The organism is Corynebacterium pilosum DSM 20521 = CIP 103422, assembly GCF_000373805.1.
Classification (GTDB): Bacteria; Actinomycetota; Actinomycetes; order Mycobacteriales; family Mycobacteriaceae; genus Corynebacterium; species Corynebacterium pilosum.
The window spans coordinates 40,559-52,329 of record NZ_KB892443.1 but is presented as its reverse complement, the minus strand read 5'-3'; the positions used below and the strand labels follow the sequence as shown (position 1 = coordinate 52,329).

General features: G+C 56.7%; 11 protein-coding genes. 4 read left to right on the top strand and 7 right to left on the bottom strand.

The window, feature by feature from the left end:
• Positions 1-218: transposase (locus tag B097_RS12425; protein WP_018581244.1), on the bottom strand; the 218-nt coding region annotated here is incomplete at its 3' end.
• Positions 219-257: 39 nt separating this feature from the next.
• Here B097_RS12425 and B097_RS13465 point away from each other — a divergent pair.
• Entirely contained in the window at positions 258-419 is a 162-nt protein-coding gene (locus B097_RS13465) for a hypothetical protein (RefSeq protein ID WP_018581243.1), read from the top strand.
• 108 nt (positions 420-527) lie between these two features.
• On the opposite strand, the gene B097_RS0103900 is transcribed toward B097_RS13465, so the two are convergent.
• From B097_RS0103900 to B097_RS0103885, 4 genes are all read right to left on the bottom strand, one after another.
• Entirely contained in the window at positions 528-1,865 is a 1,338-nt protein-coding gene (locus B097_RS0103900) for a GntP family transporter (RefSeq protein WP_018581242.1), read from the bottom strand.
• A gap of 6 nt (positions 1,866-1,871) precedes the next feature.
• A complete protein-coding gene (locus tag B097_RS0103895) occupies positions 1,872-2,771 on the bottom strand; it encodes an NAD(P)-dependent oxidoreductase (RefSeq protein WP_018581241.1) in 900 nt (299 codons plus the stop codon).
• Positions 2,772-2,791: 20 nt separating this feature from the next.
• A complete protein-coding gene (locus B097_RS0103890; protein ID WP_026254289.1) occupies positions 2,792-4,195 on the bottom strand; it encodes a four-carbon acid sugar kinase family protein in 1,404 nt (467 codons plus the stop codon).
• A gap of 154 nt (positions 4,196-4,349) precedes the next feature.
• Positions 4,350-5,072: a FadR/GntR family transcriptional regulator gene (locus tag B097_RS0103885; protein WP_018581239.1), complete on the bottom strand. Its 723-nt coding sequence runs from the start codon at positions 5,070-5,072 to the stop codon at positions 4,350-4,352.
• A 254-nt stretch (positions 5,073-5,326) separates the two neighbouring features.
• Here B097_RS0103885 and B097_RS0103880 point away from each other — a divergent pair, with 254 nt between their 5' ends.
• Positions 5,327-6,193, top strand: coding sequence for a hypothetical protein (locus tag B097_RS0103880; protein WP_026254288.1), 867 nt, complete (start codon positions 5,327-5,329; stop codon positions 6,191-6,193).
• A 937-nt stretch (positions 6,194-7,130) separates the two neighbouring features.
• Complete coding sequence (locus tag B097_RS0103870) at positions 7,131-8,840, top strand: RNA/DNA-binding domain-containing protein (RefSeq protein WP_048402590.1); 1,710 nt, start codon at positions 7,131-7,133, stop codon at positions 8,838-8,840.
• A gap of 393 nt (positions 8,841-9,233) precedes the next feature.
• Here B097_RS0103870 and B097_RS0103865 read toward each other — a convergent pair whose 3' ends face one another.
• Positions 9,234-9,983, bottom strand: coding sequence for an SDR family oxidoreductase (locus B097_RS0103865; protein ID WP_018581234.1), 750 nt, complete (start codon positions 9,981-9,983; stop codon positions 9,234-9,236).
• A gap of 125 nt (positions 9,984-10,108) precedes the next feature.
• Complete coding sequence (locus tag B097_RS0103860) at positions 10,109-10,312, bottom strand: cold-shock protein (RefSeq protein ID WP_018581233.1); 204 nt, start codon at positions 10,310-10,312, stop codon at positions 10,109-10,111.
• Between the two features lie 329 nt (positions 10,313-10,641).
• Between B097_RS0103860 and B097_RS0103855 the strand changes: the two genes are divergently transcribed.
• Positions 10,642-11,769, top strand: coding sequence for a hypothetical protein (locus tag B097_RS0103855; protein WP_018581232.1), 1,128 nt, complete (start codon positions 10,642-10,644; stop codon positions 11,767-11,769).
• The last annotated feature ends 2 nt before the right edge of the window (positions 11,770-11,771 follow it).

The window sequence follows — 11,771 nt, the reverse complement described above, 5'->3', positions numbered from 1 at the left end:
AGCCGGGCCATTTCCTCGTTTTCCTCGGTGGTGACACCGGGGGCGGTGCCGGCGTCGACCTCGGCCTGCCGGACCCAGTTGCGCAGGGTTTCCCGGGATACCCCGAGCTCGCTGCCGATGGCGGTGCAGGTGGCGGTCAGTGATCGGTAGTCCTCGCGGTGCTGCTGGACCATCCGGACGGCCCGGGTCTTGAACTCGGGGTCGTAGGACTTTTTCATGCTGGTGATCCTTCCTTATCGGAAGGCGGCAAGAAACCCGTGACGGTTCAGGTAGACGTGATTTGTAGCCAGGGTGGCATTGAGATCAGCAGTATTTGGGAACCGCCCTTTGATGCCTACCCGCTGACTGACCTGTTCGAGACCAGCCAGATCGTGGACATTACCTCGCGCATCAAGAAGATCAACGAAGTTGCCGGGTAGTGCTTCCCTGACCCAGACACATAAAAGGAGAGCGACGTGTGGTTTACATGTCGCTCTCCTTCCGCTCCGTGGAGTTCAACAACGGTTGGCCCGATGAGAAAGAGCGGTTTACACCAGCGCGTAAACACCCCAGGTGATCAGGAATCCGATGACACCGTAAATCGTCGTTAGTGACGTCCAGTACTTCAGGCCTTGTTTCACGTTCAGGCCCAGGTACTTGGTGACAATCCAGAAACCAGAGTCATTGATGTGGGACAGGCCCAAGCCACCAAATCCGATTGCCACCATGATCAGAGTCGCCTCGATGCTGGACAGGCCTGCATCGGCGATGGGCTGGGCGAGTAACCCGGCTGTGGTCAACAGTGCCACCGTGGCTGAACCCTGGGCAGCGCGCAGCGCGGCAGTGAGCAAGAAACCCATCAGGATCAGTGGGAGACCCGTCGAAAGCAATAGTTCAGACAGAACGGAGCCGATTCCGGACTCCACGAGGACGTTGGCAAAGCCACCGCCAGCACCAGTCACGAAGATGATCACCGCGACCGCCGGCAGTGCCGAATCGAGGATGTCCGTGGCCTTTTGGTTGCTCCACTTCTGCTGGCGTCCAATCAGAATCCAGGCCACGATCACAGAGATCAGCAGGGCAACTGGTGAGGACCCGAAGAAGGACACGAACGTGTTAAGGGTGGTCCCTTCGTCGGTAAGCATCTGCCCGGTCGTACCCACCATGATGATCAGGATCGGCAGCAAGATCAGGCCGATGACCAGCCATGGTGAGGGTGGATTGGGAAACTCGCGGGATTCATCGGACTCTGCAGGCGATGAGACACGCGCGATCTTATCCACGCTGATCTTCCGCGAAAAGAAGTAGCCGATGACGGCAGTAACAGCCGCGATGGGCAGCGCCAGGGTGAGAAGTAGCCCCACATCCTCGGTGAGCAGCTCGGCCACAGCCACTGGGCCAGGGTGCGGTGGTAGCACGACGTGGACGGTCAACAAGGTCGCCGCCACCGGCAAACCAATCTTTAGCGGATTGATTCCGGCGACTACCGCGAAACCGAAGACGATTGGTGCCAGGATGATGAAGCCGACATCAAAGAAGACGGGGATGCCAAGAATAAATGCGGCGATCGTAATGGCCACCGGGATCCGGGCACGCCCCAACTTGTCCGTGAAATATGTGGCAAGTGACTGCGCGCCACCGGACTCTTCGATGATCTTGCCCAGCATCGCGCCCAGGCCGACGACGATGGCCACACTACCCAGAGTGCCCCCAACGCCCTTGGTGACAGACTCAACAGCCTCAGACAGTGGGATGCCAGAAGCAGCGGCCGTCACCATTGACACCAGAAGCAATGCCACGAATGCTGGCAAGCGCACCCAAATGACTAGTACGAGGAGAAGCGCGACCGCGGCGATTCCCAAAAACAGAAGTGATACACCGGTCATGGCAGCTTATACTTCCCGCGTCGGGTCGGAGGGGGACACCACTCGGATGATCGACGAATCGTCGTCAGCTCCCATTCCGCGGGCAAGTCCCTGGAGGTACTGTTGCTCGGCGGCTGCAGCAACAGGAACTGCAATTCCTGCGTCTTTCGCGGCGGCAGTCACAATTCCCATGTCCTTGACGAAGATATCGACGCGTGACTTCACCTCAGCCCCCTCGTCGGTGTACGCCTCCAGCATGCGTTTACCGCGATCACCCAGCATGAACGACGAAGCGGCGCCACTCATCAAAGCATCGAGGGCTGCCTTTTGGTCGAGGCCGAGCTTTCCCGCCAATGCCATGGCTTCGCCAGCCGCTGCGATATGTACGCCGCACAGAAGCTGGTTAACGGTCTTCATGGCCTGGCCCTTGCCGGGCTCATCCCCAACGATCACCAAGTTACCGGCCATTTTCTCAAGGACATCGCGGAACTTATCAACCACTTCCGGATATGCGCCAACGGTGACGAGAAGGTCACCTTCGCCAGCGCGAACTGGGCCGCCGGAGACTGGAGCATCGATAATCTCGATGTTGTCGGATTTCAATCGCTGCGCCGCTTCAACGACTGCCGCGATGCCGACGGTGGAGGTGAGCAGGATCGCGGCACCTTCCTTCATCATGTGGGAGATGCCTAATTTCCCGAACAGAACGTCATTGAGCTGCTGTTGGTTTCGCACGGCCAAGAGGACGACATCTGCTTCAGCTACCGCCTCTTGAGAATTTGAAAAGGTGGAAATTCCAGCGGCTTTCGCCAGTGCGAGCCGGGCTTCAGCGATATCGACGCCATTGACCTTGAAATCCTGAGCAAGGTTAGTGGCCATTGGCAGTCCCATCGCGCCTAGGCCGATGACAGTGACAGTGTTAGTCATGGTGAAAACTCCTTTGAGGGTTAGTTGTGTTCAGTGAGTCGAGTGACAACGTCGATAAGCGACTCGTCGTTGCCTACGTTTCCTGCGAATACGATGTACGGGACGCCCTTAGCCGGCCCATCCTCCGACTTCCACAGGCTGATGATTCCGGGCTGCATAGGGCCAACGACAGTCGCCCGCGTCATCTCTAGGCCCTTCGATGCAGTGTCGGAGGACGTGATGCCGCCCTTGGCCACGACAAATTTCGGGGTCACTTGGTGAATCATCTTGTTCACGGTGGAGACCAGGGAATTCGATACTTCGCGTGCAATGCGCAGAGAATCGTCCTTATCCTTGCCGGTGACCAATTCGCGTGATGTGTGGAGAATGACATTGCCCGATTTCAAAGTCTGCGCGATATCGTCGGCAAGCATCTCTGTGTACTGCTCTGGTTCCTCGAGAACCTCGTGGACATTGAGTTCGCGGACCTGGGCGACATTCCTCTCTAACAGTGCGTTGAGCTGACGGGTGGTCGTCGGAACGTGCGAGCCAACGACGATCAACCCGCCCTTGACGTGGTCCTTTGTTACCCCGGCGCTGGTGAGTGCAGCAGCGTCAACGACAGACGGGATATCTTGGCCGATGATGGCGCGGACGAATGGTGGCCCAACACGGTAAATGAAATTCTTACCAGCTTCTTCGGCTTCGTGGAGAGCAATGGCGAGGAGGCGTAAATCATCTTCGGTGACGATGTCGACGGCAATTGGTTGACGGTTTTGCGCGCTTTGAAGTTTTTCTAGCGCAGTCCCACCCCGGAGATCATTCAAGGAAATCTCGATGACGTGGTCAGCGGGGGTTGCTCCCTGGGTTTTCTCCTCCACCCATTTCGCGAGGCGGGAGTGCGAATAGCCAAAAGTGGCGTCCTGGGCGAACTCGGTTTCTGCCACGGGGGTGAAGCCATCGGTGTCATTGCCGGCATAGTGGACGCCATTGACCGTGATGCGCCCCGCATCCCCAAAGGCTGGGACGATCAGATAGCCATCAATATCTTGTCCGGCGGCGCTGGCGACATCGGCCAAGGTGTCGGGTTCAAGTGGGAAATGTCCACGCAAAGTGGAATCGGACCGAGAGACGAAGGTGAGGGCGCGGTTGCCTGCGGCTTCTAATGCCGCGCGGGCTACGTCGCGGTTGATTTGCTCCGCATCAGCAGAGGACAGGGACCGCGAATTGGTCATGATGTAGATCGCCGGCGTGTCTTGGCCCAGTGCCCACCGCAAATCTTCAGGTTCCCAGCGTGTGAGGACGGGAAGATTCGCAACCGATTGAGTGCCAGTTGGGTCATCGTCGAGAACGATCAATGTGTCTGGTCGTCGCGGAACTCCGCTCGCAGCACAAGCAACAGGTGCAAGCATCCCTTCGGTTAGCTGTTCGAGAGAATATGGCATTTTCCATTCCCTTTCTGTCAAGTGTGTCGCCTAACCCCAGACCTCTGTTGCCAGACCTCTGAGGACTTAGGTCAAAGTTAGCGATAAGGGAGTGGAAATGTAAATGGCGGGGGTATTAAAACAGGTAAAAGCCCACTTAAAGCAATTACCGGGGTTAGTGAAGTGGGGGACGATAAGGGTCTGAACCGTCGATGAACGCGCTGATATCGTCGAAGGTCTGGCTCATATGTCCGCGCATCGCATTTTTTGCCCCCTCCGCGTCCCCAGTCTCGATTGCGTGAAGAATGTTGGTGTGATGCTGAATCGCGCGAGCGCGAATTTCAGATATTGAGTTCGTCTCAATCCTGGAATGAGCAAGGGCACCTTTGAGAGGCATGACCATAGCGCGGACGAACGGATTGCCCGAAGCGTCGAGAATAGCGTCGTGGAAATCTACGTCTGCGATGTTAGCCTTTTCTGCATCGTCGGCCGCATCTGCTTCGATGTAGCGGCGCAGGCTGTCTTGCATAATTTCTATTTCTTCTTGGGTTGCATTCTGTGCGGCGAGGCCGGCGGATCCCACCTCGATCATGCGACGCAACTGCGTAAGATACATGCCAACTTGCTTGTTATCGAGTTGCTGCGACAGGGCATACACCACGGTCTGCACATCGGTCCACCGATCCTGATCGGTGACAAAAGTCCCCCGGCCGTGGACGACCTCAAGAACGCCCCGGTTCGCTAGAGTGCGAACAATTTCCCGCATCGTTGGGCGGGATACGTTGAGATACTCTGCAAGCTTGATTTCGTTGGGGAGCGCGTTACCCGGCTGGAACTCACCGCTGATAATGGCGTCGAGAAGGTGCTGAACGCCTTCGGTTACTAGGTCCTTACGCATTTCCTGCCCTACTGTTCAAACATCAACGTATTTAGAGTAGCTGGTGCACAACCCCTATAGCGAGGCCACGACGGTTCTGGATAGGTCTTGACACTACCAAGGTCGCTCAAATTCTATCGAAAAGTAGAAGCGGCGCCGACCTGAACCTTCGGCCCAATGTGCTGACCGGGAACTCGCTTTTCGACGACAGTTTCTGCGGTAATGTTTTCTGAGACGATAGTTTGAATTTTTCAACATCAAGGATGCTCGAAACCATGAAAAAGCTCATTGTTGCTCTTGCCGCGTTGGCCCTAGGCACCGCAGGCTGTACGAATTCGGAGAGCTCACCTGAGCCGACCGCTGAAGAGTCCTCGACATCCAGCGCGTCGTCGACTTCGGTTCGCGAGAATGCGGTGCTGGGCGAAGGAGATAGTTTCGAAGTCCCCTGTTCAACGTTGGATTCGACGAGCTGCATGACAGTTGACATTGTTTCCATCAATGCACAAGCGACCTGCGCAACCTATGAGGGCGCCGAGCCTGGCCGCTTCGTTGCCCTTGAATTCACCGCGTCGATGCCAGAAGACGCAGACGCAGACTTCACTTCGCCTTTCCGCACGATGCCTTGGAGCGTATCGACGACCGATGGCGAAATTAGTCGGGCCGACACAGAAATACACTGCGATGGAGCCGACAGTTACCTCAATTTGATGGACGAATTCCCCGGCTATTCGGCCACCGGTACAGCATACTTGCCGGTACGTGACAACGCTGACTTGGTCCATTTTGAGGTCGCCGATGGTGACAAGGTGAAGATTGCCATACCGGCCGACGAAGGCGGTGCAAAGAGCAACGAGTCTGGTCAGCCGGCGGAAAGCATCGACGAACCTGCACCCGCGGCCTCGCAGCCCCCTGCTCCCACTCGAGCGCCCGCCCCAACCCAAGCTCCGGCCCCTGCGCCAGCACCTGCCCCGCAACAAGAGCCGGTGATCGGCTTTACAGAAGCGCCCGGCCAAGTTGCACCGCACCCGCTGGACAAGCAGATTGCATCATGCGGTGACCCGAGTATCCACGAAACCGGCACCACGTTCTTTACCGATGGCACCTCTGGGTGGACGCAGCAGTGCTCGAACCAGATGATGTAGCTGCTAACAGTGGCCCAACTAAAAGCTTTTTGCAGAAAGCGAACACTTCAGTGCTTTCCCAGTTAAAATACAGCACATGAAACGACTAATCCTAGCTGCGACTGTAATCCTGCCCCTGACGCTAGCTGGATGTGACGAGGCGAACGACGAGCCGGAAACGCTTGCGGAACCTACCTTGGAGACTTCAACAGTCACCTCGGAGGAAACGACCAGCTCAGATAGCTCGTCCAGCGAGGAGAGCGCAGAGGAGCCGACGTCAGAAGAGCCCGAACCAAACTTGGGTCCATGTGATCCGGGCGCCTTTAACCTGGAGGGCCCGACCGAAACGGTGGTTCCTTACTGTGATGGGCAGTGGGCTCACGCGGCTAAGTGGCAAACGGATCACAGGGTTTCTGTCAGGTGGGATGGCTCCCAGTGGACACGACTGGAACATCAGGGCGAGCTTGATAGTGGCGCGTGGTGCTATGACCATGGTTACTGGCTTGACCAGGGTGCACCAGCCGAGTTTGTCGCAGAATTGACGGAGTGCTACTAGTCTGATTCCTCAAATTCGTCGGTTTGAATGGATCTTTTAAAGAAGCAGCCATCTTGCACCAGGTGGGGTGTGCGACGACCTGCAGATTTGCAACGGATCGGTGCGAGATGGCGCCATTCTGCACCGATCCATTTTAAAGCACCTGGTCGTTGGGGAGGGGACCTGGTGCAAGATTGCCCTGTAGTGTCCAAGGGGTCGCCGCTTGCTCGCACCAATCTCCTATGAAAGAAAGCCTTAAGACAAAACTCCCAATCATCATTGGGAAAGTTGGAATGGCTCATTGCAAATGTCCAATGAGGATTTTCCAATGAGGTTCCATCATTGGGAATCAGCTGGTCAGGAAAGTGTAAAACTATGTTAAACTTTTAAACTATGACTTGAGATCATGCGCGATTAACCGACCTGATCGCTAAACTTAGAGCCTTCGGGGATGACACAACGCTGGTGGAGTGTAGAGAAGCGGCTGGTGGCGTGCCTGACCGTCTAGGAGAAACGTTGTGCGCTTTCGCCAATATGCCACAAGAAGGAATCATTGTTCTGGGTGTCAGTGAGCGACAAGGTTTTGCAGTGACGGGTGTAGATAACCCGTCTAAACTTGAGAAGAGCATCGTCAGCGTCAACCGTAACGCTGTAGACCCTGCGCCACAGCTGCGTTTCTTTCACATTCCCGTAGACAGTAAAGACGTGGTGATCGTGGAAGTAGTCCCACTGCTGCCGGCAGCAAAGCCTGCCCGTTTCGAAGGTATCCCGTACTTGAGGCAAGCGGACGGGGACTATGTAATGAACCCTAATGACCTGCGCATGCTCGCGTTGTCAGCGCTGACGGAGAGTGAACAGCCAGAGTTTGACTTCAAGATTTTGCCCGGCACTGATACGGCTGTCTTAGACCAAGAGGTTCTACAGAATTACGTCTCCACGATCCGTCAATCTCGAACGCGTATATCCAAAATTGATGATGACGATCGCCTGTTACAAATGACAAACGTGTGCGATTCAGAGGGAAATCTTCGCTTGGCAGGTCTTTATGCCCTTGGATTTCTCCCCCAATCGACGGAACCTGCCCTAGGGGCGACCGCGGCTGTCCGCCTCAGTAGGGAAGAAGGCGGCGGGAGAAATCGTAATCTCACTGAAATCGAGGGGCCACTGCCAGCGATGCTAGAAGAGGGCATGAACTGGATTCGACGAAATTCATCGACGACCAGCAAATATAACAGTCAAGGGAACCTGGTTGATACCCCCGAGTTCCCACCAACAGCCATTCGCGAGGTCCTTGCTAATGCATTGGTGCACCGCGACCTCGGCCCATCGCTGGACGTGGGGAAGAAGGTAGAAATTCGCATCACTGACCATGCTCTTATCGTCAAAAATCCCGGTGGACTTCGTGGCCTGTCACTTGATCAGCTGGAAAGTAGAACGCTTACTAAGGCTGCGGTGAATCAGCGGTTGTACGAAATCGCCAGGTACATCCGGATGCCCGACGGCGGGAGAGTCATCGAGGGGGAAGGCGGGGGAATTCAGGAGATCTTGGTCTCTGCCAGGGAAGCGCGTCTGCCCAAACCGCGGTTCATCAACACGGGAGTAGATTTTACGGTGATTTTCCGACGAGGCTCCCGTTTTACCCCAGAGGAGGATGCCTGGCTGGCGGGCCTAGGCATTGAACTTGATCCAACTTCCGAAGATCTGTTGGTCACTCTTCGCTCGCATGGTCCGTTGTCGATTGCCAAGATTCTTCAGATCTACCTGCTGATGAGTGAAAAATCATGTGCCACAATGCTGGACTCACTCAGTCGCACTGGGCTGATAGAGCGTGAAAACGAGATCATCCGTCTTGCGAACACTGATGAGGAAGTCAGTAAGCCAAACAATGAAAGCTTTAGCGATCTTGCAGCTCTGGGTAAAAACGTCCCCACAGTTTTCGCAGTTTTGGCGGATGGTGAGTTCACGGTCCGCGAGCTGCAAGAAATTACCAAGCTTTCAGATGGGCAGGTGCGTTACGCCTTGGCACCGTTATTAGAACGCAAAATTGTACGTATGAACGGCGGTCAGGGTAGTAGGAAAACAACTTACTCCCTTCGTGAAGATTTAGAGTCGGAGGCCGCCCGGTCCTGGTAGCGTGAGTGCTCAAAGCTTGCCATAGGTGCAGCCACCCTGCACCAGGTGGGGTGTGCGACGACCTGCAGCTTTGTAACGCAGCGGTGCGAGATGGCGCCATCTTGCACCGATCCATTTTAAAGTGCCTGGTCGTAAGGGAGGGGACCTGGCGCAAGAATGCCCAGGGATTGCCCCCTGCGCGCTGGTCTCCCCGCAAGCCCTGCAGCGGAGAGTCTCGAACCAAAACTCCCAATCATCATTGGGGAAGTTGGAATTCCTCATTGCAAATGTCCAATGAGGAATTTCTAATGAGGGGCCATCATTGGAAATGCACTGTTCAGGAAAGTGCAAATCGCGTTGCACATTCAAAGTATGACTTAAAATGACGTGGATTTCGGTCGCCCAACAGCCCTCTCACCCTGCCAGGATGCGGGTGACCAGCCGGCGCAGCCGGTCCGGCGCGATCTTGCCGGCGACGTAAAGAATCTTGTCCAAGGTAGAGACCCCATAGTGCAGCTTCCCGCGGTTCCATCGGCCGGTCGCAGTCGCGGCGGTGAAGACGGTGTCGGCGACCTGCTCCGGGGTGATGTTTACTCCGAGGCGGCGGACGCTGGCCGCGTCGACGTCGGCAAGCGTCGTCTTTGCCCACAGTGGCCACACGTCGACGACGCGTATGCCGTCGCCCCGCCATTCCAGGCTTAGCGCCTCCGTCAGCGTGCCAACATACGCCTTAGTCGCCGAGTACACGGCAATCGACGGCTGCCCGAAGATCGCCGATGCGCTGGCGATGTTGATCAGCGTGCCGCGCGTTTTCGCAAGGTACGGGTGTGCAGCCCGCGCTCCAAGGGTGACTCCCACGGCGTTGACGTCGACAAGCGAACGGACGCGGTTCGGATCGGCGTCGGCAAGCGGCCCGGAAGCAATGATGCCGGCGTTGTTGTCCACCACGTCGATGCCGCCGCCGGTGTGCTTGGCGAAGTCAGCAAGCGCCGCCTCCCACTGCGCGGAATCGATTACATCCAGCTGACCGGTGACCAAGTTCGGGTGCTCGAGCGGGACATCGGCGATGTCGTAAGCACCGACCAGCCAGCCTTCATCAAGAAAATTCCGGGCCGTGGCCAGGCCGATTCCGCCGGCGGCCCCTGTAATAAAAATAGAACGCATAAGGTCGATCTTAGAAGTTGGACCCACCTCACGGCACCATTCACAGACACAAAGAAACTGCCCGCGCAGACAACAAGTCTGTGCGGGCAGTCTCGATTAAGCGGTTAAGTGCTTACTGCAGTGAACTACAGTGCGCGGACCTGCTGTGCCTGTGGGCCCTTGGCGCCTTCGCCGACCTCGAACCCTACGCTCTGGCCTTCTTCCAGGTTGCGGAAGCCGCTGCCCTGGATCTCGGAGAAGTGCACGAACAGATCGTCGGACCCGTCGTTAGGAGCGATGAAGCCGTAGCCCTTGTCGCCGTTGAACCATTTCACAGTACCCTGTGCCATACATATACCTATTTCTTGCGATGGTGTACGCACATCAGCATGCTTCACTGATGGGCGAGTCGTTTGAACTCCACTGGGACGACTCACTCGAATCATCAGTAGGGCCCGCGTAAAAATTTCCTGCGAGCGAGTAAACCAAATTAAACACTGTGCAATAAAACCGCGACTGGGGCCAATTGTGGCACACATTGGCACGTTCGTCGCACGCGGGTGTGAAAGAGGTTCCTTTCGGCTACCCCCGAGGACGCATCGCAGCAGGCAAAAAGCCCTGTCTCGCGGTCGCACTTGTTCTACGCTTGGGGCTGGAATCCCAACCAAAGGAGAAGCGAATGGCGGGCCTGGTTCTGGAAATTCAGCAGGATGGCGGGGGAGATCCGAGCGTGATCCTAGTGGACTCCTCCTGGACGATAGAAGATCTGCACGAAGCAGTTCAGATCGTCCATGATTGGCCCGGCGAGCTTCTCTTCGCGCCGGAGATTGAGCAGGATCCGTACGCTATCTTGGAAGATGTTTTCGTCGAAAAGCACCAGATCACGGCCGCTTTTCAACCACCGCGCGCATCGCGGATCACGGTGACTCTGCGCGAACGCATCGCCTCCGAGGTCCAATTCCCCAGCCTGCTCAGCAGCAGTAACACCCTCCCGCTCCCGGCCGCCTTCATCCACAATGAGCTGGCAGGGCTCGCCGAGCCCATTTTAACCCCAGTCCCGCGTTCTTTCGTCGAGGCGATGTGTCATGTCAGCCCTACATTCCGCACGCTTTACGACGAGTCCCTCGTGGAACCACACCAGGTGGACACCCCGGAGCTATCCGATGTTGTGACAGACGCGATCGCGCCCCGGCTACGCACAGCTCTGGCGGTCTTCGCGGACGGTGAGATTGAGGTGCCCGAAGTCCCCGAAGACGACATTGATCCGCGCTTAACGACGATGCTCCTAGACCTTGGGATGGACATTGTGGAATCCCCGGAGCTCGTCCTGATTAGTACTGCGGTGGATTGTTTGGAAAGCGCGCAGCTGATTCATGATCCCACCCACTACTCCGTGTACAGCCTGACCAGGGAGGGGGAGGAGGCCCTTGAGCGCCCGGAGCTGTTCTTGGATTATGTGTTGAAGGAGTTGATTGCGGGTTATTCGCCTGATGAGGTGACGGTGGCGTTGATGGACGCGATGGCCTCGTTGATTGGCCGGGAGACGGCCGCGGAGATGATCGATACGCCGGTGGGCATGCTCGACATCACGCTGAGCACGAATCCTGAACTGCCCCCGATGGGCACTGAGGCAGAAACCATTCCCGTGCGCGCTAACGCGTTGCGCGACATGTGGGGCCTACAGGAGCCGAGTCAGGTCAATGGTGCGCCGCCGGAGCTCAACTACGCCGGGGCAGAAGCGCTGCGTTACGCAGTGGGCCGCGCGTTAGGGGCGATTGAGGAGCAAATCCAAGATGACAGCGGATAATT